Genomic DNA, 25,922 nt, shown 5'->3' on the forward strand with positions numbered 1-25,922 from the left:
TCCCTGTCCTGCTGTATGGTTTTATATTAAGTTGGCCCTATACGTAGATCAATTGATTATGATACAGAATTTATTACGTTTAAGAAAATTAATGCTAATAGACGGCTGTAATAATTTTTCTTAACAGTTAAATACATCAGTTATTCTCAATGTAGACTTGCAGCTCATCAGCTGTGATACCTTGCTCTAATAGCGCTTTGATCAGATCTTGTTTATCAGCGTTTTGTAATTTGTTTGGTTGCTTACTTGCCAGTGACTGCTCAATCTGCTGACGAGCTGTTTGAAAGTCTACTACCTTACCTTTGTCTCGGAGCAGGTCTAAAAAGTCTGCCCAGACCTGCATGATTTTACGACGCTCCTCTAAATGCTGCGCGTGGTTATAAACCGCGCGTATGCTGCTTTTTTTATCATGCGCCATCTGCTTTTCAATCGCGTCGCCCATATAGCCAAGCTCGTTTAGGTTGGTAGAGGCTATGTGACGAAAGCCGTGACCTGTCTGTTTGCCTGCGTAACCCAAGATATCGAGCGCATTATTGATAAACTCTTCACTATATGGCTGATGCATGCCTGTATGATAAAACACGTACTCATATTGCCCCGTGATGGCTTTCATTTCCTCTAGCACTTTGAGCATTTGATCTGACAGTGGTACGACATGCTTACGCGCAATTTTAAGGTTATCAATATCAACACGCCATAAGCGATTGGCAAAATCGATATGTGACCACTTCATCATACGAAGCTCAATGGTGCGGCAAAATGAATACGCTAAAAACTTCATACCTAAGCGGGTTTGATCATGACCGTGATAGCCCTCGATAGCTTGGAGTAGGGCAGGCAGCTCATCGATATCCACATGCTTCATGTGCTGACTTTTCGCTTTGGGGTAGAGTTCCTTTAAATCATCAATTGGATTTTGCTCAATGATGCGCTCACGTTTGGCACGTCTTAAAACATTAGCCACCAGATCAATTGTGCGTCTAGTGACCTCACGTGGCGGCTCACCTTTTGTGTTTACACGCGTTTCGATCGCATCTGCCATCGCTCGACAATCCTCAAAGCTTACATCTTTTAGTGCAATGCCTTCGAAATGAGGCAACACGTCTTTATGCATCCGGTTATAGTCTTGCTGATAGGTACGCGGCTTAACGTTGCGCTTGCGCTCAGCGAGCCAGTCTAAGGCGTAGTCATTAAATTTCTGCGCGTGGATGTTAGCAAGCTTGTCTTGACGCTTTTTATTTTTTGGGTCGATACCATCAGCGAGCAGCGCTTTAATCTCAGTATTGGCTTGTCTGGCTTCAGCAAGCGACATGATGGGGTAAGTACCAAGTGTGAGCCGTGTCTGCTTACCATCGAAGCGATAGGCGCTTATCCATGTCTTTGTGCCAGTATTGCGTACTAATAGCTGTAAGCCTTGCTGATCACTGTATTTGTCAGGACGTGAAGGTGTGCATTTCTCACTAGGTTTAAGCTTGCGTATCTTACTATCACTTAACATGTTGGTCTATTCCCTATGGCTACAAGCTATATGAATCAACAAATACAACAAGTACGTTGGTCTAATGCTGAATCATAAAGCCTAAATGTTGGTCTTTTTGGGGTCTAATGAAATCATAGACCAACAGATAGACCAACACAAGCCATGGGATAGGTGGGTCATGTTCGGATAGATTAGGAAAACGTTAGACATAAAAAAAACGCTAGAAGCGTTATATTTAAAGGGTTTGAGATGTATATAGGATAGTTTAGGACAATCTAGGAAACTAGTATTTAATAAGATTGGCGGTGAAGGAGGGATTCGAACCCTCGATACGCGATTAACGTATACACACTTTCCAGGCGTGCGGTTTCAGCCACTCACCCACTTCACCGTTTTTTGAACGCCTAAGTATAGCGGATACCATTTAAAATGTCACGACTTGCGCGCTATCTTTCTTTATTGCTAACTGCCTGCTAGGATAGCAGATACGCAATGATGAGTATAAATGGTTGAAGATTGAATGATAAGTTTCCGTGAGCGCACATATGGACTTAAACACAGCATACTAATGACTGTCATGACAGTTGCAATAGGTATCACTCAGGCGCATGCTGATGATTTCACGCAGTGTAGCCAGTCCTTTTATGGTGGTATCTATCCTGAATTTACCAACACCAAGCTAAGTAATCAAACACAAACACTATGCATGGATGGCTTTGCCGTTATGTACTCTGGTGTATCACGGACACCGCTCTGGTCAGCAGAACATCTAGATCGCACACGTCTGCAGCAAGCCAAACAGATCGACCGCGAAGACAGTTTTCACGAAGAAAGCAAGCTCCCAGAATCAGCACGCGCGTCATTAACTGACTATTCAGGTTCTGGTTATGATCGCGGACACCTAGCACCAAATGCCAATATGGCAACGCGCAGCCAACAGTATGATAGCTTCAGTCTGGCCAATATCGCGCCGCAGTCGCCGCGCAATAATCGTTATATTTGGCGCAATATCGAATCGGCAACTCGCTATTTGACCCAGCAATACGGTGAGGTTTATACCATTACTGGCGTCGCATTTACCAATACTAAGACCAAGCAGCTTGCCAATCGTGTGCTTGTACCCAGCCATTTTTTCAAAGCAGTGTATATACCCGCGACCAATCAGGCAGGGGTATATTACGCACCAAATGACGAATCTGAACGCATTGATGTTATTAGTATCGATGAGCTGACCGCTGAAACCGGTATCGATGTCTTGCCGATGTTGGACATTCAAACTAAGCGAGAAGCATTGGATTTGCCATTGAAGGCAGGGGAGAGTTCAGACACAACTGATGCGCCAGCTCAGGAGCCGGATTGGATGCTATTCGTCTGGGCTATTTTGGAGTGGTTACTTTCGCAGTTAAAGGCATAGAGCAAAACGTAGAATACTTTTTGAGTTTTAAATACACCATAAGGATGCACACATGATTGACCCATTCGCCAATGATCACCAAAGCATGCAGGTTGGTGATCTTGTTATTGAAAACCAAAAGGACAAAATCATCATCTATGGTGATCTAGACCTGACTTTGGATGCATCCGGATATGAACACGCTCAGCAATTGCATGAGCTAATGAGTCGGGTCATAAACACATTTGAAAGTAAAAACCTTTATAATAATAATGATGATAAGTCAAAGGAAAATGATGACCAATTCGGCAAAGATATCGACAATCCCTTCTTGTAAGTCTTTGATATGGTTTTATTTTATAGAAATAATAAAGTATAAAAAAATTACTAGGCAAAGTCGGAAAATTGATTATAATGAGTCAAGACATCGCTTATGTCGCTCAAAATCTTTGACAAAGAGTTATGAGCAATATCGATAACCTACGCTTTATAAGTAGAGAGTCGCAAAGCTTGTAATAAAAGATTCTAGCAAAGGATAAGCATAGGACATCAGAAACATAATGTTTCGAGCAATCATTGTATGAAGGGAGTCAATCTATGAAATTATTTACAAAAACCACGTTAGCCGTTGCTGGTATTGGTATTGCTAGTATGGCATTTGCTGCTGACCCATTAGCCAATACGACTTGGCAGACATATGATGAAGGCAAGCCAAAAGGTACGGTAAAAATTACTGAGTCAAATGGGGTACTGACAGGTACGCTCATTGCTACTAACTCAGCCAAAGGCAAAAAGCATATAGGCAAGACCATTATTAGAGGTCTAAAATCTGATGGCGGCGGTAAATACAGCGGTGGTACGATTACTGATCCTGAAAAAGGCAAAGATTATCGTATGACGGCAAATCTAAGTGGTAATACTTTGAAGCTAAGAGGCTATATTGGTCCATTCTCTCGTAGCCAAGAGTGGAAAAAGAAATAAGTCGATCAAGTAGTTTTTTATCAGATCTGTACTTAATAGATAAAATCCCGCACTACCGAAAGGTACTGCGGGATTTTTTATGTTTTATATTTTATTGTATCAGTAAGGGGAGGTTACTCAATAAAATAATAAACGCTGACACTACGGTAAGTAGTATCAGCGTATCGAACGATAGGGTTTAGACTATTAAGAGATCTTATCTGATAAATTCTGGATAAGCTTCCATACCACACTCTGCAATATCAGCACCTTCGTACTCATCTTCTTCAGAGATACGGATACCGATGACAGCTTTGATGATGACCCAAACGATGAAGCTTGCAACAAATACCCAAGCAAAGATGGTCGCAGCGCCTGTAATCTGACCGATAAAGGTAGATGCTGGGTTGGTAATTGGTACGATTAGTAGACCAAACAGACCAACCACGCCATGAACTGAGATTGCACCCACTGGATCATCAATTTTGATTTTATCTAACGCTAAGATTGATAATACGACGATGACACCAGCGGCAACACCGAAAAGAGTGGCTTGTAGCGCAGAAGGGGTTGATGGCTCTGCAGTAATGGCGACTAGGCCGGCTAATGCACCGTTTAGGAGCATGGTTAGATCCGCTTTACCAAAGATGATACGAGCGATTAACAGAGCGCCTACAGCACCGCCAGCAGCAGCAGCATTGGTATTCAAAAAGACCATGGCAACAGAGTTGGCACTGGCGATATCGCCAAGTTTTAGTACTGAACCACCGTTGAAACCGAACCAACCCATCCATAGGATCAGCGTACCAAGCGCGGCTAGTGGAAGATTGGCGCCAGGAATCGCACGTATCTCACCGTTAGGACCGTATTTACCTTTACGGGGTCCTAGGAGTAATACACCTGCTAGAGCAGCAGCAGCGCCCGCCATATGGACGATACCAGAGCCTGCAAAGTCAGAGAAACCCATGTCACCTAGGTTAAATAATCCAAAGACATCGTTGCCGCCCCAAGTCCAACTGCCTTCTAATGGATAGATAACACCAGTCATGACAACAGCAAATAATAAGAAAGCCCATAGCTTCATACGCTCAGCAACAGCACCTGAAACGATTGACATACAGGTTGCTACAAAGACAACTTGAAAGAAAAAGTCCGAGGCTGCAGAGTAGACGGAGTCACCACTAAAGCCATTTTCGGCAGAGGCTGCTAACGCGTCTTCTACCAAGGTGTCGCCGCCTGCAATTCCGCTCAAGAACAGATCGCCACCATACATAATAGCGTAGCCGCATATCATGTACATGATACTGGCGGTTGCAAATAGCGCGACATTCTTAGTTAAGATTTCGACCGTGTTTTTTGATCGGACCAATCCGGCCTCTAACATAGTGAAGCCAGCTGCCATCCACATGACCAACGCCCCACAGATCAAAAAGTAAAACGTATCGAGCGCATACTGGAGCTCAAAGATTTGACTTTCCATTTAAATTCCCCTTGAATTTACAATATAGATATCGGTATGACCGATAGATAAAAATGCAGTAAGAGCCTTTCTCTATAAATCGATGTTTATAGATATGGCCTCAAATCTAGATAGCATCAGGTCCGGTTTCGCCCGTACGGATACGAATGACTTGCTCAAGCGCAGTGACGAAGATTTTGCCGTCACCAATCTTGCCAGTGCTAGCGATACGAGTGATTGCTTCAATAGCAGGTTCGACCATCTCGTCGATCACAGCGACTTCGACTTTTACCTTAGGTAAAAAGTCCACCACGTATTCTGCGCCGCGATAGAGCTCTGTGTGACCTTTTTGACGACCGAAACCTTTGACTTCAGTGACGGTAACACCTTTAACACCGATGTCAGAAAGCGCTTCACGCACATCGTCGAGCTTAAACGGTTTTAAGATCGCAGTGATTAGCTTCATAAAAAATTCCTTATTTGTGTGATGCCGCAGATTGATAGAGGCATTATAGTGCATCGTCGTATCTCTGCTTTGCTTACGATAAGTTATTCAAGAACTGTGCCAACCTACTCAAGGGGGAGGTAGAATTGGGTTTATTTATTCAAAAATAACCGCGGTTGCAACAGAGTATATGGGTGACGATGTAATGATGAGAGCCATCATTATAAACATAGTAAAAGCGAATCAACCTTTAGCGTTTGGTTAATGAAAACTTTATTATAACCAACTTTTTAGGTGCTTGGGGAGGCTATCCCTCTATTTCATGTGACGATTTGCTAACTTGAGTTTAGTAATAAAATGAACGTTTGATGACAGCTGATTAAAGCTAAATAGAGGAGAGGTCGCGGTAAGCGGCAGAGACCAAAAGAGTCATTGGTGCTCTGCGCTTATATAGATAGGCTATGTGTGTAGATAAAACGATGCTTAAGCCTTAGGAAAAAGGAGGTACGGTGTTTTGGTGCTGCCTAATAACTTCTTAGTATCGCTGCCTTGTAGCAACTCACGTAAACGCGATTGGCCAAACGCGCCTGTTATGAGTAGGCCGATATCGTTTTGGTTTTGGTAGTAATTTAAAGCCGCCGCAACATCACGGCAGTCTAATAATGTTTTTTTAGATTTGATACCTGCTTGCTTGAGCTTCGCGTATGCTTCACGTAGGGCGTCACAGTTATCAGAGGTTTCTTTACCGATCATGACAATATGAATGGTCAAGGCACGCACGAGCGGAGTTTTACACAACCAATTAAGTAACTTATGGCATGTTGGACTGTTGTCAAAAGCAAACAAAGCGGTAGTAGGGGGCAAAAATGGTGCATGTGTCACCAAAATGGGGCAGTGGCTGACTCTAATCAGTTGTCCTAATGTCGATTTGCACGTGACATGATGACCGATGACGATCAATTGTGCCTTGTCATCGACGTAATCGATACTCTGGTTCAGGTTTTCATGACGATGCAAGGTATAAGTTTTAAGCTTATGAGGCTTTTGCTCGCAATACGTGGTAGCTTGAGACAATAATAGTCTGCCCTGTGCTTTTAGCTCACAGTTGCCCAAATGCTCTTTGGTTGTGAACTGCTCAAGCAAGGCATTTTCATCATCGATATTGAGACAACCAGAATAATTGACCGCAGCTTTTTGCTGTAAGCTTGGGACTGAATGTAGCAGTCCTACAGGCGCGCGCAAGCGAATAGAAGCCCACATGCTGGCCTCTAATACAGCTTGAACATGATCAGGACAGTCCAAGCAAGCAATGACACTATCTGGTTTTAAGTTACTCATAAAACGGCCACATCATTCTAATCATCAAAATCAGCCACTCAGCGTAGGGCTAAGGCATCACGTACATACCCAACTCTTTTGACCAACGCAGCTGTCTATTTATCCATCTTATCCATCGATTCACAAAACCTTGCCATACAACCTTGCCATACATCAATGACAAGTTAGACGTAGATTTGCTTAATCTAATAAGCCAATATCTCGGCGATCGTGAATAGAGAAGCGGTCAATCAGTGTTCGACTCGCATTGTTGAGTCCTACCACTTTGACATTAATACCTTCACGTTGCAAGCGCATGACCAGCTTGTCCAAGGTATCAACAGCACTGATGTCCCAAAAATGTGCATGGCTGACGTCAATTTGAATGCTGTCTACCGCTTCTTTGGTATCAAAGCTATTCAAAAACTGCGTCGTAGAGGCAAAGAATACCTGTCCTTGAACATAATAATAACGGGTATTGCTACTATCATCGTACTCACTGAATATGGTTAAGAACTGACCAATCTTATTGGCAAATGCTAAGGCAGATAGCAACACGCCAACACCAACGCCATAAGCTAAGTTGTGCGTAAAGACAGTGGTCAATACCGTCGCTAGCATCACTATATTGAATGACATAGGGTGCGTTTTGAATTCGCGAATAGATTGCCAGTTAAACGTGCCAATCGATACCATAATCATGACAGCAACGAGGGCTGCCATCGGAATTTGGCTGACCCATTCACTCAAAAACACCACCATGATAAGCAGTACTACACCTGCGATCAAGGTAGAAAGGCGCGTGCGTCCACCGGATTTTACATTAATCATTGACTGACCAATCATCGCACAGCCTGCCATACCACCGAAGAAACCTGACACCACGTTAGCTATGCCTTGACCACGGCACTCTTTGTTCTTATCACTTGGCGTATCGGTCAGCTCATCGACAATCGTCGCAGTCATCATAGACTCTAATAAACCCACAATGGCAAGCGCAATAGAATAAGGAGCAATAATCAACAATGTATTTAGGTTTAATGGAATATCAGGCAATAAAAACACAGGCAACGAATCTGGCAAATCACCCATGTTACCGACGTTACGAATATCAAGATTCATATACATGGCGACCGCTGTCAAACCAACGATACAAATCAATGGAGAGGGAATCACACGGCCTATTTTAGGGATAAGTGGAAACAGATAAATAATTGCCAAACCCACAGCCGTCATGATATATACCGTCATACCGACACGTTCAGTCATGGGATTTAATTCTGGTAACTGGGCGGCGAATATCAATATTGCCAGTGCGTTGACAAAGCCAATGACGACTGAGCGCGAGACAAAGCGCATCAAATTACCGAGCTTTAGGATGCCCATGACGACCTGAATGACGCCGCACAATAAGGTCGCAGCCAGTAAATACCGCAAACCATGATCGGCAACCAAATCAACCATGACTAAGGCCATAGCACCCGTTGCTGCCGAAATCATACCTGGACGACCACCGACAAAACTAATCACGACCGCGATACAGAATGAGGCATATAGGCCGACTTTTGGATCAACACCTGCGATAATAGAAAAGGCAATGGCTTCTGGAATAAGCGCCAAGGCGACAACCAAGCCCGATAAAACGTCACCGCGAACGTTGGAGAACCACTCGTCACGCAAGTTATCAACAAAAGATATCATAAGTAAACTACATAGGGTTAGAGGCAAAAAAAGTAATCATTACTCATTTATAAAATGATCGTGTCACTAAAAATAGCTATTCATTTTTCTTTTACGTCAACATGCACAGGTCATGTTGCCGTGTTGGAATGTGAAAGGTCAATCATAAGTATGTCTACTGATTTTTTTGGTATCACAAATACGCTCATCAATATTCAAAAAGATGATAAGAGCAATAAAACTACCTAAAATATGGTTTGAACCAGATTGCTTAAAATAGGCTATAAAAAAGGCCTATCGTAAGACATAGAATCAGCAATCACTTGCTGCAGTAGAGGGTAATCAATAATCTGCCAGAAAAGAATGCGGGTCTGACATCCCATTGTGACACTTGAATCATTGCTAAAGAGACGTGACAATAGCGCGATTAATGTGACAACATGATAAACTAAAATGCTTGGGTGAACTGCTTTATCATATAGCAATGTCACGCATCAATTAAGTTAGCTATTATAGCATTAGCCACTGAATATAAAAATAGGCGAATAATAGCACAAACACATAAAAAATCAGTACCGAAATCTGAACGATACCGTTATGATGCTTGTCATCTCGACGGTGTCATTTGGAGTCGCTATCCGCATCAGTGTGCTTGATGACATCTCGCTCGTTCAATAGAAGGAATAGATATGACCGCTCATAACGCAACAGAAACCTTGATCCACAAGGGTAATGGTCTACAGGTCGTGGTTGGTTTGGGACAGTCTGGGTTATCGGTCGCGCATTATCTTGCCAAACAAGGCTATCAAGTGGCGGTAACAGATGCACAGGTCGCGCCTACACTGGCAGCACAACTGCCAGATGAGATTGAGGTTCGTCAGTTTGGTAACATTGATGCAGAATTATTGCAGCAAGCTGCCCGCATTATTATCAGTCCTGGTATCTCGCTTGACACACCTGCCATTGCAGCAGCTCGTCACGCAAATATTCCCGTCGTCAGCGACATTCAGCTTTTTTGTGAGGCTTGTACGGTGCCGATCGTGGCGATCACAGGCTCCAATGCCAAAAGCACCGTGACCACCTTAGTGGGGCAAATGGCAGCAGACGCTGGTATCAATGTGGGTGTGGGCGGCAACATAGGGATACCGGCACTCACTTTGCTGGATAATACGAACATGGAGCTGGCGGTGCTAGAACTATCTAGCTTTCAACTAGAAACCGTCACAAACTTGGGGGCAAAGGTTGCTACTGTCCTCAATATGTCGCCAGATCATCTCGATCGCCATGGTGATATGCTGGGCTACCATCAGGCCAAACATCGTATTTTCCAAGGCGCTAAGTCCGTCGTCATCAACCGTGAGGATGCACTCACCCGTCCATTGGTTGCAGACAATCTGCCAAGGATCAGTACTGGCATCCATGCGCCTGACAAAGGACAGTACGGCCTGATAACAGATGGGGAAGGTCAAACATTTATTGCGCGTGGTACAGAAAGGTTACTGTCCGCAGACAAACTGTTGATGAAAGGACGTCATAATCTGCTAAACGCGCAAGCAGCTTTAGCGCTCGGTGAGCTTGCAGGTTTGCCCCTTGAGAGTATGCTCGAAACGTTACAGCAATTCACAGGTCTTGAGCATCGCTGCCAGTATGTAGGGAGCTTTGCTAATATCGACTATTTTGATGATTCTAAAGGCACCAATATTGGCTCGACCATGGCTGCTATCGAAGGGCTAGGCGCGGTCTATGCACCAAAAGATGGTAAGCTATTATTGATTTTAGGCGGGCAAGGTAAAGGCCAGCAGTTTGGCGAGTTGACGCCCTTTATCAATCAGTATGTCAGCCAAGTGCTGTTTATTGGTGAGGATGGCAAGCAGATTGAGCAGCATTTACGCGCCGCCAAGATCAGCGACGATGTCGCATTGCATCAATGCCAAACATTAGAAAACGCCTTTGTCACTATTCAGCAAGTCACTGCCAGCAGCCTATCGCAAGTGCAAGCGGTATTGTTGTCACCTGCCTGTGCCAGTTTTGATCAATACAGTGGTTATGCGGCTCGCGGTGAGCATTTCAGTCGATTGGTTGCTCAGTTAGACACGGCACAATCAGACAGCACGATTATCAGTTAAAAGTTTTAAATGGCTATGGGCTCGAACAGATTAGCTTAGATGGTGTAGTAGCACGTGAGTTACTTATTAACCAAAGCAGTATTTCTCGTATAAATGATTGTTTTGCTTATAAATTGCTGCTACTGTCGACCGTAATGACTCTGATTGCTAGATAAATGATTGCTCAAGCATTTTTTGATGATTGAGGGTTTTTATCATCGTCTATCTAGTAAGATTTACTTTATGATTTTTTAAACGGTGGCGTTTCATAGACGCCGTGTTTTTTCGTTTGTTAGTGTATATAAAATTATGGCGCTCTCTTCTTTTTTTCGTTCTTCGCCCAAAACCAAGCAAGCCTCTGGCTCAGATGGTGTGCTTTCTATGCCATCAGCGCGCGCAATTTTACTATCGAGCGTAGGTTGCATGATGGTACTTAGTCTGCTGATGGTGGCTTCTGCTTCTATTCCTTTTGCGCTCAGTCGCGGTATGACGGAGCTGTATTTTTTCAATAATCAGCTACTTTACATGACGATTGGGTTAATCGTCGCCATTATCCCTTATTATGGTGTGTCGTTACGGACGCTATATAAGACTGAAACGCAGTTTCTTTTGTTGGGTATTACTGGTATTTTGCTGGTGGCAACGCTGTTTAGTACACCCATTAACGGCTCTAAGCGCTGGCTCACGCTGGGAGGCTTTAACTTTCAGGTAGCCGAGTTGGCTAAGCTTGTCATGATTGTGTTTGTCTCTGATTTTGTGGTGCGCCGCTCTTTTGAGGTTCGTAATGGCCTAGACGGCTTTTTACGCATTATGCTAGTGGTGGTACTGATAACGATACTGCTATTGTCGCAGCCAGATTTTGGTTCTTTTGTCGTTATTTTGGGGACGCTATTTGCGATTTTTTATATCGCTGGAGCACCTTATAAGCATTTCTTAGCATTGGGTGCGGCAGCCGTTGGTGGCGCAGTGTTGATGGTGACCACGGCAGAGTATCGATTGGTACGTGTGATGTCGTTCATGGATCCGTTTGATGATGTGCAGGATACCGATTATCAGCTGGCACGTAGTCTGATTGCTTTTGGCCGTGGACAGTTTACCGGGGTTGGTTATGGCGAAAGCGTGCAAAAACTGTCGCATTTGCCTGAGGCGCATACTGACTTTTTATTGGCGATTACGGGTGAAGAATTGGGTTTTGTTGGTGTCAGTATGGTATTGATACTTGAAGCATTGATTATCGGTAGTGCGATGCGTATCAGTTACAACGCGCTAAAACGTCGCCAAATGCGCATGAGCTATACCGCGTTCGGTATCGGTGTGGTGTTTATTGCGCAGACGATTATTAATGCGGCGATGAACATGGGTGCCATTCCTACCAAAGGTCTCACCATGCCATTCTTTAGTTATGGCGGTTCTTCAATGTTGATTAGCTTGATGATGGTGGCTTTATTATTAAAAATATATAAAGAAAGTCCTGAGATTGAAAAGAGCCAATGCCGCTACTACTAAAAAGTTTAAATTAGTCTATACATTCTATGATCAAGCACTAAAAAAGCGCCGCAAACAGTGGCGCTTTTTGCTATCTATTTTTTTTGTGAGTTGCTTTTTAGTTATCTTCAATAAGGCGAATTCAACTGCTGCTTCCCTCGTAGCGGCGTATTGTCCCATTGAGCAATTGCTTGCTTGAGCATATTGGCTGGTGTGTCGATATCGACCTTTGGTTGCTGGAGTAGCTCTAATCCATGAGTAATGAGACGGCTTGGGTCTGAGGTATCAATTGGCTGCGCAAGATTTTGCTTAGAGAGCTTTTGACCGTCAGCATTATTGATTAATGGTAAATGATACCAATGGTCGATGGTTGGCAGTTGTGCCGCCTGCATGATACTGATCTGTGCTGTGGTCATGGGTAAAATGTCCAAACCACGCATGATATGAGTTACCTGTTGTAGGCCGTCATCAATGCTGGCTGCCAGTATATAATTGATCATACCGTCTTGACGACGAGCCACCATATCTCCTAGTGTCTGCTGCGGATTGTCCCATTGCAGTCCTTGGATACCATCGTGAAAGCCAATTTTATAGTCTGGCAGCTGTATACGTAATTTATGCTGTTGCCTATCAAGGCCAGATGCAACACAGCGTCGTGGGTAACGCTGTCTGTTTGGCTGCGTTTGATTGCATGGTTGTGTTAAGTTAGCATTATTGTGATGTCTATTAATTTCCTCTTGCGCCCAATATTGCTCTAGGTATTTGCGTGAGCACTGGCAGCCGTAGGTCAATGGGCGTAACGATGAAGACAAGTATTCGTTATAAATATCAATACGTTCAGACTGATAAATGACATCACCGTCCCAGTGCAACCCAAGCACCTCTAAGTCCATCAAAATCTGTTCAGTAAACTGTCTATCACAGCGCTCGGTGTCGGTATCTTCGATACGCAGCAGCCACTGTCCACCGAGCGATTTGATATGGCAAAAGCTTGCAAGTGCCGTGGTCAAAGAACCAAGGTGCAACTCACCCGTTGGTGAAGGGGCAAAGCGGCCAATAGGCTGGGATGATTTGGTGTGAGATGGCGTATCAGTAGGAATAGTTTTCACAATAAATGGCTATCGATAAAAATAATACAGATAGAATAATAAAAATCAGGTCCAAAAGATATTTATTAAATGAGATTGTTTCGTGAGCAAAGGCAACATTTCACCAACGCTCCCTCTACTTAACACAGAGTAGGGGGAGCGTTTGCGTGAAGAGGCAGTCATCTAAACGGTCGTCTAAAATGCAAAAAGCGACCACTCATAGGGTCGCTTTGTTTTACAGTCATCTTAGTTCTATCTGATTTAAGCGCCTTGGTTTTGGCGTTCTTTAATCTCAGACAAGGTCTTGCAGTCGATACATTGGGTTGCGGTTGGACGTGCTTCTAGACGGCGCAAACCGATTTCTACGCCACAAGTTTCACAAAATCCATAGTCATCATTTTCGATTTCCAATATGGATTTGTCGATTTTGCGGATAAGTTTGCGTTCACGGTCACGTGTGCGTAAAGCAAGGGCAAACTCTTCTTCTTGAGTGGCACGATCATTGATATCAGGCATGGCGCTTGATTCGTCTTGGATGTAGCTTTTGGTACGATCCGCTTCGCCAATCAGTTGGTTTTTCCATTCCAACAAAATCGCCTTAAAATGCTCTAACTGTGCATCAGACATATACTCTTCGTCTGGGGCTGGCACATAAGGAGTAAACTTGACTTCACTTGGATTTGTGGTCACGGTGCTCATATAGGTATCCTACTTTTTCAAATTAATTCAATAAAACGACGTATCAAAAGACAAGACGTTATCAGTTTTACAAACGCTATAATTTGTCCTTTTATCAAACGTTTTACCACTTGGTAACACAAGTAACACAGCTGATCAAATAATATCGTTATGCTGGTCTATCGGTATCGACACACCATTGCTTAGGTATACTGCGATGCAAAATTTTCGTTCAATAGCATGGCTGCAATCATGTGGTAAATGACTGACTGTGAAAAACGATTTTAGCTACTATATTGCTGACTAATGTGAGATATCAGGTCATTTCGCTTCATTTTACAAGTTGTATCATTGTTTTTAATAATAATGAAGTTATTTTTTATCCTGATCTCATTTTTGCTTAATCTACTCTCTAGTGCCACTTCAGTTAATAGGTGCTAAATCCTTGACGTGTAAGCGCTATAGCTATTTTATGCACCAATAAATATGGGCATTAAGTATCCAGTCTTTCAATCCAGCTTGCAACCTTTCCATTGTTGGCTAATTGCAACCAGCGGTAACCAGGCAAGCAAGCTTCATCGTAAGCAAAATCATGCGAATAAGGTTTAAATTGATAGCAGGTAGATGGTGTGCTATAAACAGTCACACCTTGACGATGACGAATCTGCTCTTGGTGAGTATGACCGCTAATGATTACCTGTAAATGCTCAAAAGGCGCCATATACTCCCAAAAAGTTTCAGCGTTTTGCGCCATATGGGTGTCAATCCAGTCAGAATCTACTGGGATGAGGTGATGGTGTAGGGCGATAAGCGCAGGCTTATCACATGCCTCAAGCCGTTTGCATAACCAATCAATATCTGTAGTGGTTATCTCACCTGCCACTTTCCCTGTGATAGACGAGTCTAATAACAGTAGCTGCCAGTGATCACTCTCAATGATGTGCCGACTGAGTAAGCGTGAGTCAGCAGGCTGGGCAATGAGTGTCCGCTGAAAAAACGGCAAGTCTTCACCATTCTCATCAGTCACATCGTGATTGCCAGCGATACATACAAAAGGAATTTGAGTTGCCTGTAGTACGGCAAAAATATGGTCATAGGTGGCGGGCTTTACTTTACTGACCAGATCGCCAGTCACGATAATCAAATCACAGCGAATATCTTCACTCAGTGCTTGCTGCAGTACAGCTTCAAAATTACGCTGACAATCACCCACTTCATTGACATGACTACTGTCAGTATCAGCAGCGACAGGCGTAGATAGATGCAAATCAGTGATTTGTAAAATATTTATCTGTTCATCGGACGTGCTGATTTTATTGACGGGATAGTTCGGCATTGGGTCGGTCCCTTATCGAATCAAAACAATGGTCATTGTGAGAACGAATATGGATAAATGATCTACTATTTTCAAAATTATATTAGGGCGTGTTGAACATTCGACCATGGCACTGACAGCGACTATTTTTTAGGCGATTCGATGTTAAAAATAATAAGTTTAGTCATTCTAAGCGCTTATTTTTAACGATGAAGCGGCAAAAAAGAGTCCTGTCCCCTGCTTTTATCGTTGGGACTGATGCTAAAATTGCCCCATACTGCGTTACAAATCTCGCTAAGGCATCTGCATTATCGTCGCTTTGTGCCTTGTCTGGAACAATTTTAGCGATCAGCAGTGCCTATTTGTGAATGTTCAACACGCCCTAATCTATTATTAACACTAATTAATGACGAGTCATATAGTGAATCGGTACAAATAATGGCAAAGCAAGTTTATAACATAAAGCCAATGAAAGCTCTAGTGATATCAATGAAATAAAGTTGACTAAAGCAGATGTATAATGCTGCTATAGCCTATATATCAGCACGCTAGCGCGCTGACCGAAATTTTATTTTGGCTAGCTTCGAAATCATTAGCGCGATAAAAAACAATATCGCTAATATCAATACGATAGAGAGTCCAGTCTGGATATCTAGCCAGATACTTCCCCACACGCCAAGCGTCACGCCGAGCTGCGCAATGATAAACGCTGTGATCACCATTTGTTTTGGTGATGAAGACCATAAGCGTGCCGTTAGTGCAGGTAATACCAATAAACCACTGATCAATAAGCTTCCAACAGCTTGTAGCGCAATCGCACAGAACCCTGCAAGAACACCCATAAAAAATAGTCGCTGGCGGGTCGGGTTAATGCCTTGAATGCGAGCTAATGCTTCATGAGTTGCAAGTTTTATTTGAGCGGGCCAAATATACAATAGTAGCCCCAACCCAGCCAGTACACTACCAGCGAGTAGTGGCAAATCCGCCCAGTCCAGTTCAAGTAAATTGCCAAATAAAAACCCCAAGACATTGGCTTGTTGATTGGTCAGCTGCGTTAAAGTCAATAGCCCCAAACACAACAGCGTGACGGCTACCACCGCAAGCACGGCATCAGCTGGCAGACGGTCATCATCCATCAGTACCAGACACAGCACCACCGCTGCACTAACCAATGCCACACCTATACCCATGGGCAACTGCCACCAAGCAGCAAGTGCGACTCCAAGCAAGGTACCATGTGCTAAAGCATCGGCAAAGAATGCCATGCGTCGCCACAAGACTAAGCATCCTAAAGGCGCTGATAGTAGGGCTAAAATACTGCCAGCGATCCAAGCAGGTGCAATAATGGCTAACCAAGCGGTCATAAGAAGTGTCCGTAAAATTTTTATAAGAAAAGTTAGTGCTGTCTATCGGTCTGGTAACGCTGGCTTTAACGAATTTGATGTTAGCTATTTTCGATTTAGTTCATCATTGTTTTTGGTCATTATCGTTATAGCTCGCTTGGTGCATGATGCTCGCAAGCATGTGGCTGATGCACATATGGCTGCTCATAATGATGACCAAATAGCTTTTGAAACTCAGAGCTCATAGCAAGCTCGCTTGGTTGTCCTTCACAGCAAATGTGCTTGTTGAGACAAATGACACGGCGACTGCCTTTCATTACCCAGTGCAGATCATGTGATACTACCAGCATCGCACAGCGCAAAAACTCCGGCAACTCATCGATAAATTGATATAACCAAACCTCGGTATCAGGATCGAGACCCTGCATCGGTTCATCTAGAATAAGTAAATTGGGCTTATCTAATAGCGCCCTTGCCAGTAGCACTCGCTGCGTCTCACCACCTGATAATTGCAGCATTTGTCGTGACAATAAATGCGTTAGTGATAAATTATCAAAGATAAACTGTCGCTGCTCAGCGGTAAGGCGTCTCTTATCTGCTTGTCCCAACAAATCGCAGACGCGCAGCGGCAATATGGGTGGCACAGCGAATCGCTGCGGTACATAGCCAAACTGTAGCTGTTGATGAGCTGTGATACTGCCTTTTGTGGATTCGATCAGACCCAAAATAAGCTTGACCAACGTTGACTTACCCGCACCATTAGGTCCGATAATACTGACGGTCTCATTGATTGCAATATCGATATCAATATGTGAGAGCAAACGTTGGTGGCCGATATGGTAGCTGACGTCGTTCAAGCTCAGCAGTTTGCCAGCTTCATTCGTGGTACTACTATTCACAATAGCAGTAGTCGACTGGTTAGAGGGTGAGGTAGACAGGCTCATAGGATAACAACGAATAGGTAAATGGATAATACAAATAAACAATCAAGGACAGCGACGTACTTTTCAGGCAACCAAAGAGCCTCAATAAATCTTACTGGCAAACTTGGCAACGACCACTCAGCTCAATAACACTACGCTCAACCGTAAAACCGACATCTTGTTCAGCGAAACTCATCATTTCTTGTACTGGTAAGCTGCTACATTCTTGAACTCGCTGGCACTGATCGCAGATTAAAAAGGCAGCTGTGTGCTGTGCTCTGGGATGGCAGCAAGGAACATAAGCATTGATAGACGTTAATTGATGAATCAACCCTTCACTTAGTAAAAACTCTAAGCTGCGGTAAACCGTCGGCGGCGCAACATTTTTTGGCGCTCGCTTTTTGGTTGATGGTTTTTCTACAGATTGCTTTGATAAGCCAGATGCTTTTAGCGTATCACTATCATCCATCTCAAAGAGGCGCATTTGCTGCAATTGCGTGATTAAGTCATAAGCACCAACAGGTTGATCAGACTCTAAAACCAGCTGATATATTTGCTGGCGCAAAGGGGTAAAACGTGCCCCACTTAGACGACAGTGCTCTTTTGCTGCTGCTAAGCGTTCAATAACGTCATGCGGAGTCAAATCTTGCACATCATGTAAATGTTCGCAATTCGATGAGGTAGTAGACATAGTACAGGCTCCCAAAATAGCATGGTAATCGCATGACGTTTTTTATGATAGCGTTTTCTATTGTTATAGTATAACATAATAAACGTGAAATCGAATCAGTTGTCTCACATCGCTTATATATATTGATCATTTTTTATCCAATGATGCGGCACGACACTGTGACTCATAACTTTGTTACTCATTGATTAAAGAGCTTACCATGAACTCTGCTTTTACTTATTTACGACGCTCAATCATTACGTTACAGCGCTTACTGATTACAGGATTGGTAGTCTTAGGCTCTTTTACATTAAGCGCGCACGCAGCAACGGTCAGTGTCAGCAATCATCCCATGTTTTTACTCAGTCAAGCCGTAACGGAAGGCACACCTTCTGCTAACCAAATTTTACAAGCTGGCGATGTGGGGCATCATGGCAGTATTAGTCCAAGTGATAAGAAAGCCATTCAAGACAGTAAATTTGTGGTTTGGTTTGGTCCCTCATTAGAAAACAGCCTGACTGGCAGTTTAGAGATGGCACCTAATGCCATTGACTTATTTGCTTTTGATGCTTTTACTCGGCATCCTCTTCGTGATATTCAAGGAAAGCCTATTGCGGGCACGTTTGATCCACATATCTGGCTCGATCCTGAAAATGCAAAGGCCATTACTCGTGCCTTAGCTGTTATTCATAGCCATGCCAATCCAGAGTATAAAAGTACCTACCAAGCCAACGCCAAAAAATTTGCACAGCGTATGGACAATGCTGTAGCGAAAATACAGCAATCCACACAAAAACAGCGTCCTTATTGGGCCTATCACGATGCCTATCAATATATTGAAAATGCCACAAAAATAAAGCTGGCAGGTAGCTTAAGCCCAGACCATCACCTTGCTCCAAAAGCAAGTCAATTGCGCTGGCTTAATGATAATCGTCCAACCAAACAAATGTGCTTAGTCAATCAGAGCACCGCTAGCAAAGGATTGCTTGTCAAATTGCAGCCTATCAATACCACTGTCCAAATCGAAGACATGAGCGATAGCGAAGACTTTGTAGAAGGATGGACAGAAATGGCTCAGCAAATCCACCAATGTATATCCTAGAATAGGAATCTATTCGTTAGGGTTGTTCTATAAGCTAAAGTTTTAAAAAGAGTGAGACAGCTGTTTTTCAAGTATCTGGTACGGCTACGTAACATAGCAATACTAGTGGGTTGCGTTAGGTGACTGATAAAAGTCATATTTTACTTGCTTAATAGTGGCTGTCTCCTTATAATAAGTGGCGTTTTATTTTGGTTTAAAGATAATGCCTGTAGAGTAAGTCATTTACGGATAAAAGTGATGTAAGTATGCTATATTATCCCAATGCTGAAAGGCTATAGGAATATCGATGACCAAGCCTGCCAAACGCACGCAAAAAGATAAAATAGGCATCTATATCAAACGGCAAGCATGGATATTGTTTATCCTTATCATTATTGCTTGGATTATAGATACGATTTGGTTACGTAGTGAGCTTACTGTAGCAAAAAGCGCCGCCATTGGTGCGCTGCTCAGTTTTACGACTCAAGTTGTTTTTGCTTTTTTTATCTTTTGGTACACTGGATATCGCGCGCGCCAACATATCGTTAGCCAGCTATATCGAGGTCAGATGGCTAAATGGCTATTGACTGTGTTTGGTTTCGCACTAATTTTTATTACCGTACAACCCCTATCGGCACCTGCGCTATTTATCGGTTTTATGGTAATGCAAATTAGTCACAGTTGGATGTTGTGGCATATACGCTAGCGCTAATAAATGATCACTACATAGATAATTTATTCATAGTAATGGCAAGTCACCCTGCCGTCCAACTTCTCTATGACTAGTTCAAAAAGTCAAAGTACAAAACTGTCCCATGACAGCACCATTGATTATAAAAATCGAAGTATGAGCCTTTATATGAGGCGTAGTATGCAACGACACAATGATAGGGTAGAGTCAATTTAGCTACTAATATCATTGATGATTAAATTTTTACAGTTTAGTTATGGACGACTAACTATATTAGTAGCCGTTATTGTCAGCTAACTTATTCATACATTGGATAATAAAATCATAATTGACTTTACACGAATACTACGCTGCATTAATATAGACAGCTAAATATTTTGTTTATAAGCGCTGCACTAAGCGCCGGTCGTAAAAAACGGCCAGTAGACAAGCACATATATAATAATTTTGCGTATACATGCAAGGGCTATTACTGAGTTATCATAAGCCCTTTTTTGATAGCTAAAATTTATGTCAAGTTATCAAATATAGCATTAGTAATAGAACTATGGGTTGGATGTTGTTGGTTACATGGGTGCTTTTAGTATGATTTATTTGTTTGCTTAATTGCAGGGCAAATAGAAATAACAAACCCCATCAGATGACAACCATATTTTTGGTAGTTGATTAAATCGTTGATTAATAAGAAGCTTACATTATGGCATCCGAGCAAACATCATCAGAATATATCTCTCACCACTTAACGAATTGGACGTACGGTTATCTGCCGGGCGAAGGTTGGAAAGTCGCTCATACTGCTGAAGAAGCAGCGCAAATGGGCTTTAACGCTATCCATCTTGATTCTATGCTCTGGTCAGTGGGTCTGGGTATTTTATTTTGTACCATCTTTTGGATGGTTGCCAAAAAGGTTACTTCAGGCGTACCAAGTAAAACTCAAGCAGCGGTTGAGATGATCGTTGAGTTTGTTGATAACAACGTTCGTGATTCTTATAGTGGTACATCAAAATTGATCGCGCCATTGGCGTTGACTATTTTTGTTTGGATCTTCTTGATGAACTTGATGGATTTGATCCCTGTTGATTTTATTCCAGGTTTAGCTGGCCAAGTTGGCGCTGCTATGGGTCATGATCCCCATCATGTTTTCTTTAAGATTGTTCCAACGACTGATCCTAACATCACGCTTGGCATGTCGTTCTCTGTCTTTGCACTGATTATCTTTTATAGCATTAAAGAAAAAGGGTTGGGCGGCTTTATCGGTGAGTTAACACTGCATCCATTTAGTGCCAAAAACCCAATCGTACAAGCGATTTTGATCCCGATCAACTTCATCCTAGAAGCAGTTACCTTAATAGCAAAACCTGTATCACTCGGTTTGCGTCTGTTTGGTAACATGTATGCTGGGGAATTGATTTTCATACTGATTGCTCTAATGCCGTTTTGGATTCAATGGGCGTTATCGGTACCGTGGGCTATCTTCCACATCTTAGTTATTACACTTCAAGCGTTCGTATTCATGATGCTGACGATAGTTTATATGTCGCTTGCATCATCAACTGAACATTAATTAGACATTCAATAGGTAAATGAGGATACATCAATGGATCCAGTATTAGGTGGTTACACAGTTATCGCAGTAGCACTACTTATCGGTCTTGGCGCACTTGGCACAGGTATTGGTTTTGCTATTCTAGGTGGTAAATTCTTAGAAGGCGTTGCTCGTCAACCAGAGCTTGGCTCACAGTTGCAAACTCGTATGTTCATCGTAGCAGGTCTTTTGGATGCTATTCCGATGATCGGTGTTGGTATTGCTATGCTATTGTTGTTCGCTAACCCTCTAGCAGGTTAATCCGAAAGCTCAGTTGTACATGTTTGGTGCTCAAGGGTTTTCTATTAAATATAGTCAAGATTTGACTACCAAACATGATCAATGAAACTGGTTTTTCATTAACAAAGAGGTGATCACGTGAATATCAATTTTACCCTCGTCGGTCAAGCCATTGCTTTTGCAATATTTGTGGTTTTTTGCATGAAATTCGTGTGGCCACCACTTATCGGTGCCATCAATGAGCGTCAGCGCAAAATCTCTGAAGGTTTGAATGCCGCAGAAAAAGCAAAAGCAGATTTGGCAACCGCGGAGCAAAATGTCCAGCAGGAACTTGATCTTGCAAAGACCAAGGCTGCCGCTCTAATCGAGCAAGCAAACAAGAGTGCCAATCAGCTCATCGAAGATGCAAAATCGCAAGCCCAAGCGGAAAGCGAGCGCATTCGTCAACAAGCGCAAGCGTCTATCGACCAAGAAATCAATCAAGCGCGTGAATCATTACGTGCCCAAGTTGCTGAACTGGCTGTACTTGGTGCAGAGAAGATTTTGCAAGACAAAGTCGATGTGCAAAAACATGCCAGTATGTTAGACCAACTGGCGGCGAAGCTGTAATTGTGAGGATATAATGGCTGACTTATCAACCTTAGCACGACCGTACGCTAAAGCCGCGTTTGACTATGCCAATGAAAACGGCGCTGTACACGAGTGGGAAGATTTCTTACTTGTCGCTAGCACTGTTGTCAATGACAAGTCGTTCAGTACTTGGCTAGACAATCCAGCTGTTTCTGCTGAGCATAAGTCAGCTGCTTTGGTCGATCTTTATGACTCACAAGTAGCCGGTGATAGCGACTCTGCTTTTAAACAGCTACTAGGCGAGAGCAAAGGTTCTCGCTACGGTAACAGTATTAGCTACCCTAAAGTATCACCCCAGCTCAATAATTTTGTTAAGCAGTTGGCGCAACAAGAGCGTCTGGCGCTGCTTCCTGAAGTTTATGAGCATTATCGCCGTCACAAGGCAATAAGCTTAAAGCAGCTTGACGCATATGTGACTTCTGCCTACCCATTGACTGATGAACAGCGTCAAATGCTACAAACGCGTCTTGCTACATCACTAAATGCAAGCATAGTCATTCATGAATCAGTGGATCCAAGTTTATTGGCAGGCGCTACAATCAAAGTCGGTGATAAAGTCATTGATGATTCGATGCGCGGCAAGTTACAACAGTTAAAAACACAGCTAACTGCCTAATGCCATTTATCGACGCAGTCATATAATGTCTGCGTGACAGTAAGAGCATTTGAGTCAGTGGGCGGGTTATCATAAATTAAAGGAAACAAGGCAATGCAACAATTGAATCCAGCGGAAATCAGTAACCTGATTAAGCAGCGTATTCAAGACCTTGATGCGGGTGCAACTGCAAAGAATGAAGGCACGATTGTCAAAGTATCTGACGGTATCGTGCAGATTCATGGTCTTGAAGATGCCATGTACGGCGAAATGATTGAGTTTGAAGGTGAAGTCTACGGAATGGCGCTTAACTTAGAGCGTGATTCTGTTGGTGCAGTAGTACTAGGTGACTTCCTAAAATTACAAGAAGGTCAAAAAGCCTATTGTACTGGTCGCATTCTTGAAGTACCCGTAGGTCCTGAGCTGCTAGGCCGTGTTGTTGACGCTTTGGGTAATCCTATTGATGGCAAAGGTCCTATCGATGCCAAGATGACTGACAAAGTTGAAAAGATCGCCCCTGGTGTTATCGATCGTCAGTCAGTAGATCAGCCAGTGATGACTGGTTATAAAGCCGTTGATACTATGATCCCAATCGGTCGTGGTCAGCGTGAGCTTATCATTGGTGACCGTCAGACTGGTAAAACAGCAATGGCTATCGATGCGATCATCGCACAGAAAGCTTCAGGCATTAAGTGTATATACGTGGCTATCGGTCAGAAACGTTCGACCATCGCTAACGTGGTACGTAAGCTTGAGCAAACTGGCGCACTAGAATACACCACTGTTGTGGTAGCTTCAGCGTCGGAGCCTGCAGCACTACAGTATATCGCGCCTTACTCAGGTTGTACGATGGGCGAATACTTCCGTGATCGCGGTGAAGATGCACTGATTGTATTTGATGATTTATCAAAGCAAGCCGTTGCTTATCGCCAGATTTCACTATTGCTACGTCGTCCGCCAGGTCGTGAAGCCTATCCTGGTGATGTATTCTATTTACACTCACGTTTACTTGAGCGTGCATCACGCGTAAACGCGGATTACGTAGAAAAGTTCACTAACGGTGAAGTGAAAGGTAAAACTGGTTCTTTAACCGCACTACCAATCATCGAAACACAAGCTGGTGACGTATCTGCATTCGTACCAACCAACGTCATTTCGATCACTGATGGTCAGATCTTCCTAGAGTCTAGCTTATTCGCCTCAGGTATCCGTCCAGCAGTCAACGCTGGTATCTCGGTATCGCGTGTTGGTGGTTCTGCTCAGACTAAGATCATCAAAAAGCTCTCTGGTGGTATTCGTACCGCACTGGCTCAGTATCGTGAACTAGCAGCATTTGCTCAGTTTGCCTCAGATCTTGATGACGCCACTCGCGAACAGCTTGATCATGGTGAGCGTGTTACTGAATTGATGAAGCAAAAGCAGTATCAGCCAATGTCAATCTCTGAGCAAGCAGCGGTTATCTATGCATCAAACGAAGGCTTTTTAGCTGACGTACCAGTCGAGAAGATTGGTTCTTTTGAGGAAGCCTACTTGCGTTATATGCATGATGAACAAAGTGAATTGATGCGTGAGATTGATGACACTGCGAACTACAATGATGATATCGCAGGTCGTTTAAAGTCAGCGTTAGAGACCTTTAAACAAAATCACAGTTATTAATTTAATGGGTTAAGCCGAAGTGGTTATGACTGTCGTTTGAAAAGTGGCGCGTTGTCTGACTAGATATTGGCGCCACTGTCTTAACCATGACCGGTATTAGATCGCGTAATGCCACAAGATATAAAATGTTATTCTATAAAAGTGATGTTGTATATCAAATGATTGTTGCATGCGCCAATGCTTTTTAACCCTCTTATATTGGAATCATTATGGCAAGCTTAAAAGAGATACGTGCCAAAGTCACCAGTATTAAAAGCACCCAGAAAATCACTCGTGCGATGCAAATGGTAGCAGCGAGTAAGATGCGCCGTGCTCAAGAGCGCATGGAAGTGGGTCGCCCGTATGCTGATAGTATGCGCCGGGTTATTTCACATTTGGTGCATGCCTCATCAGACTACAAACATCCGTATATGGTATCGCGTCCAGTCAATAAGGTTGGCTATATTGTCATCACCTCTGACCGTGGCCTAGCGGGTGGTTTGAATATTAACTTATTCAAAGCTTTAACTAAAAGTATCCAAGATTATCAAGATCAGTCAGTACAAGCTGAGTTTGCAGTCATCGGTGCCAAAGGTGTCAGCTTCTTCAAAAACTTTGGTGGTAATGTTACATCGGCTGTGACCGATTATGGTGACAAACCAACGTTTGAGCAATTAAATGCACCGGTTCAAGCCATGCTTGAGGACTACAGTAACGGTAAACTTGACCGTATCTATGTGGTCTACAACCGATTCGTCAATGCGATGACTCAGAAGCCAACGGTTAATCAGTTGGTACCTCTACCAGAGCAGTCATTTGATGATGAAGACAGTGGTCTACAGACAGAACTTAGCTGGGATTATATCTACGAGCCTGACATCAAGACGTTGATTGATGAATTGCTTGGTCGCTATATCGAGTCGATTGTTTATCAAGCGGTAATGGAAAACATTGCCTCTGAGCAGTCTTCACGTATGGTCGCGATGAAAGCGGCAACAGATAATGCTGGTGACCTTATTAACGATTTACAGTTGGTTTATAACAAGCTGCGTCAAGCGGCGATTACCCGAGAAATCTCGGAAATCGTTGGCGGTGCTGCTGCTGTTTCATAATTGACTACA

24 protein-coding genes and 1 tRNA gene are annotated in these 25,922 nt (G+C 43.2%); 13 read left to right on the forward strand and 12 right to left on the reverse strand.

Annotated elements, in window-relative coordinates:
- Positions 1 to 136: 136 nt before the first annotated feature.
- Positions 137 to 1,498 (reverse strand): tyrosine-type recombinase/integrase, encoded by a 1,362-nt coding sequence (locus AOT82_RS09460; RefSeq protein ID WP_071002787.1) that lies wholly within the window; start codon positions 1,496 to 1,498, stop codon positions 137 to 139.
- A gap of 282 nt (positions 1,499 to 1,780) precedes the next feature.
- Positions 1,781 to 1,871, reverse strand: a tRNA-Ser gene (locus AOT82_RS09465).
- A gap of 186 nt (positions 1,872 to 2,057) precedes the next feature.
- On the opposite strand from AOT82_RS09465, the gene AOT82_RS09470 reads away from it, so the two are divergent.
- The 3 genes from AOT82_RS09470 (at position 2,058) to AOT82_RS09480 (ending at position 3,854) form a co-directional block, all read left to right on the forward strand.
- Positions 2,058 to 2,894 carry a DNA/RNA non-specific endonuclease gene (locus AOT82_RS09470; protein WP_227517136.1) on the forward strand — a complete coding sequence of 279 codons (837 nt, stop codon included), beginning with the start codon at positions 2,058 to 2,060 and terminating at the stop codon, positions 2,892 to 2,894.
- 52 nt (positions 2,895 to 2,946) lie between these two features.
- Positions 2,947 to 3,210 carry a hypothetical protein gene (locus AOT82_RS09475; protein WP_071002788.1) on the forward strand — a complete coding sequence of 88 codons (264 nt, stop codon included), beginning with the start codon at positions 2,947 to 2,949 and terminating at the stop codon, positions 3,208 to 3,210.
- Positions 3,211 to 3,470: 260 nt separating this feature from the next.
- Positions 3,471 to 3,854: a DUF2147 domain-containing protein gene (locus AOT82_RS09480; RefSeq protein ID WP_071002789.1), complete on the forward strand. Its 384-nt coding sequence runs from the start codon at positions 3,471 to 3,473 to the stop codon at positions 3,852 to 3,854.
- A gap of 196 nt (positions 3,855 to 4,050) precedes the next feature.
- Here the strand turns inward: AOT82_RS09480 and AOT82_RS09485 are convergent, their stop codons facing one another.
- The 4 genes from AOT82_RS09485 to AOT82_RS09500 form a co-directional block, all read right to left on the reverse strand.
- On the reverse strand, positions 4,051 to 5,313 hold the full coding sequence (locus AOT82_RS09485; RefSeq protein WP_071002790.1) for an ammonium transporter: 1,263 nt from the start codon (positions 5,311 to 5,313) through the stop codon (positions 4,051 to 4,053).
- Between the two features lie 106 nt (positions 5,314 to 5,419).
- A complete protein-coding gene (locus AOT82_RS09490; protein WP_010197981.1) occupies positions 5,420 to 5,758 on the reverse strand; it encodes a P-II family nitrogen regulator in 339 nt (112 codons plus the stop codon).
- Between the two features lie 462 nt (positions 5,759 to 6,220).
- On the reverse strand, positions 6,221 to 7,075 hold the full coding sequence (locus AOT82_RS09495; protein ID WP_071002791.1) for a universal stress protein: 855 nt from the start codon (positions 7,073 to 7,075) through the stop codon (positions 6,221 to 6,223).
- Positions 7,076 to 7,255: 180 nt separating this feature from the next.
- Positions 7,256 to 8,755, reverse strand: a complete 1,500-nt coding sequence (locus AOT82_RS09500) for a SulP family inorganic anion transporter (RefSeq protein ID WP_071002792.1) — start codon at positions 8,753 to 8,755, stop codon at positions 7,256 to 7,258.
- Between the two features lie 668 nt (positions 8,756 to 9,423).
- Between AOT82_RS09500 and murD the strand changes: the two genes are divergently transcribed.
- Together murD and ftsW are read left to right on the forward strand one after the other, a co-directional pair.
- Entirely contained in the window at positions 9,424 to 10,860 is a 1,437-nt protein-coding gene (gene murD / locus AOT82_RS09505; RefSeq protein WP_071002793.1) for a UDP-N-acetylmuramoyl-L-alanine--D-glutamate ligase, read from the forward strand.
- Positions 10,861 to 11,148: 288 nt separating this feature from the next.
- Entirely contained in the window at positions 11,149 to 12,345 is a 1,197-nt protein-coding gene (gene ftsW / locus AOT82_RS09510) for a putative lipid II flippase FtsW (protein ID WP_186474963.1), read from the forward strand.
- Positions 12,346 to 12,452: 107 nt separating this feature from the next.
- Here the strand turns inward: ftsW and gluQRS are convergent, their stop codons facing one another.
- The 6 genes from gluQRS to AOT82_RS09540 all read right to left on the reverse strand — a co-directional run bounded on the left by gluQRS (position 12,453) and on the right by AOT82_RS09540 (position 18,362).
- Positions 12,453 to 13,433 (reverse strand): tRNA glutamyl-Q(34) synthetase GluQRS, encoded by a 981-nt coding sequence (gene gluQRS, locus AOT82_RS09515; protein ID WP_379542900.1) that lies wholly within the window; start codon positions 13,431 to 13,433, stop codon positions 12,453 to 12,455.
- Positions 13,434 to 13,673: 240 nt separating this feature from the next.
- Entirely contained in the window at positions 13,674 to 14,111 is a 438-nt protein-coding gene (gene dksA, locus AOT82_RS09520) for an RNA polymerase-binding protein DksA (protein WP_071002794.1), read from the reverse strand.
- A 472-nt stretch (positions 14,112 to 14,583) separates the two neighbouring features.
- Positions 14,584 to 15,426, reverse strand: coding sequence for a metallophosphoesterase (locus AOT82_RS09525; protein WP_071002795.1), 843 nt, complete (start codon positions 15,424 to 15,426; stop codon positions 14,584 to 14,586).
- A gap of 527 nt (positions 15,427 to 15,953) precedes the next feature.
- On the reverse strand, positions 15,954 to 16,769 hold the full coding sequence (locus AOT82_RS09530; protein WP_071002796.1) for a metal ABC transporter permease: 816 nt from the start codon (positions 16,767 to 16,769) through the stop codon (positions 15,954 to 15,956).
- Between the two features lie 125 nt (positions 16,770 to 16,894).
- Positions 16,895 to 17,692 (reverse strand): metal ABC transporter ATP-binding protein, encoded by a 798-nt coding sequence (locus tag AOT82_RS09535; RefSeq protein ID WP_083328917.1) that lies wholly within the window; start codon positions 17,690 to 17,692, stop codon positions 16,895 to 16,897.
- A 91-nt stretch (positions 17,693 to 17,783) separates the two neighbouring features.
- Positions 17,784 to 18,362 carry a Fur family transcriptional regulator gene (locus AOT82_RS09540; RefSeq protein WP_058023499.1) on the reverse strand — a complete coding sequence of 193 codons (579 nt, stop codon included), beginning with the start codon at positions 18,360 to 18,362 and terminating at the stop codon, positions 17,784 to 17,786.
- A gap of 199 nt (positions 18,363 to 18,561) precedes the next feature.
- Between AOT82_RS09540 and AOT82_RS09545 the strand changes: the two genes are divergently transcribed.
- The 8 genes from AOT82_RS09545 to atpG all read left to right on the forward strand — a co-directional run bounded on the left by AOT82_RS09545 (position 18,562) and on the right by atpG (position 25,913).
- Positions 18,562 to 19,443: a metal ABC transporter solute-binding protein, Zn/Mn family gene (locus AOT82_RS09545; RefSeq protein ID WP_071002797.1), complete on the forward strand. Its 882-nt coding sequence runs from the start codon at positions 18,562 to 18,564 to the stop codon at positions 19,441 to 19,443.
- Positions 19,444 to 19,729: 286 nt separating this feature from the next.
- Positions 19,730 to 20,128 carry an ATP synthase subunit I gene (locus AOT82_RS09550; RefSeq protein ID WP_071002798.1) on the forward strand — a complete coding sequence of 133 codons (399 nt, stop codon included), beginning with the start codon at positions 19,730 to 19,732 and terminating at the stop codon, positions 20,126 to 20,128.
- Between the two features lie 682 nt (positions 20,129 to 20,810).
- Positions 20,811 to 21,677 carry a F0F1 ATP synthase subunit A gene (atpB, locus tag AOT82_RS09555; protein WP_058023502.1) on the forward strand — a complete coding sequence of 289 codons (867 nt, stop codon included), beginning with the start codon at positions 20,811 to 20,813 and terminating at the stop codon, positions 21,675 to 21,677.
- Between the two features lie 33 nt (positions 21,678 to 21,710).
- The gene (atpE, locus tag AOT82_RS09560; RefSeq protein ID WP_010197960.1) at positions 21,711 to 21,959 is read left to right on the forward strand and encodes a F0F1 ATP synthase subunit C; all 249 of its coding nucleotides are present in this window, start codon (positions 21,711 to 21,713) and stop codon (positions 21,957 to 21,959) included.
- 117 nt (positions 21,960 to 22,076) lie between these two features.
- The gene (locus AOT82_RS09565; protein ID WP_071002799.1) at positions 22,077 to 22,547 is read left to right on the forward strand and encodes a F0F1 ATP synthase subunit B; all 471 of its coding nucleotides are present in this window, start codon (positions 22,077 to 22,079) and stop codon (positions 22,545 to 22,547) included.
- Positions 22,548 to 22,560: 13 nt separating this feature from the next.
- Complete coding sequence (locus AOT82_RS09570) at positions 22,561 to 23,184, forward strand: F0F1 ATP synthase subunit delta (RefSeq protein WP_071002800.1); 624 nt, start codon at positions 22,561 to 22,563, stop codon at positions 23,182 to 23,184.
- A 93-nt stretch (positions 23,185 to 23,277) separates the two neighbouring features.
- On the forward strand, positions 23,278 to 24,822 hold the full coding sequence (gene atpA, locus AOT82_RS09575; RefSeq protein ID WP_071002801.1) for a F0F1 ATP synthase subunit alpha: 1,545 nt from the start codon (positions 23,278 to 23,280) through the stop codon (positions 24,820 to 24,822).
- Positions 24,823 to 25,031: 209 nt separating this feature from the next.
- Positions 25,032 to 25,913, forward strand: coding sequence for a F0F1 ATP synthase subunit gamma (gene atpG / locus AOT82_RS09580; protein WP_071002802.1), 882 nt, complete (start codon positions 25,032 to 25,034; stop codon positions 25,911 to 25,913).
- Positions 25,914 to 25,922 lie beyond the last annotated feature (9 nt).

The organism is Psychrobacter sp. AntiMn-1 (assembly GCF_001854065.1).
Taxonomy (GTDB): domain Bacteria; phylum Pseudomonadota; class Gammaproteobacteria; order Pseudomonadales; family Moraxellaceae; genus Psychrobacter; species Psychrobacter pacificensis.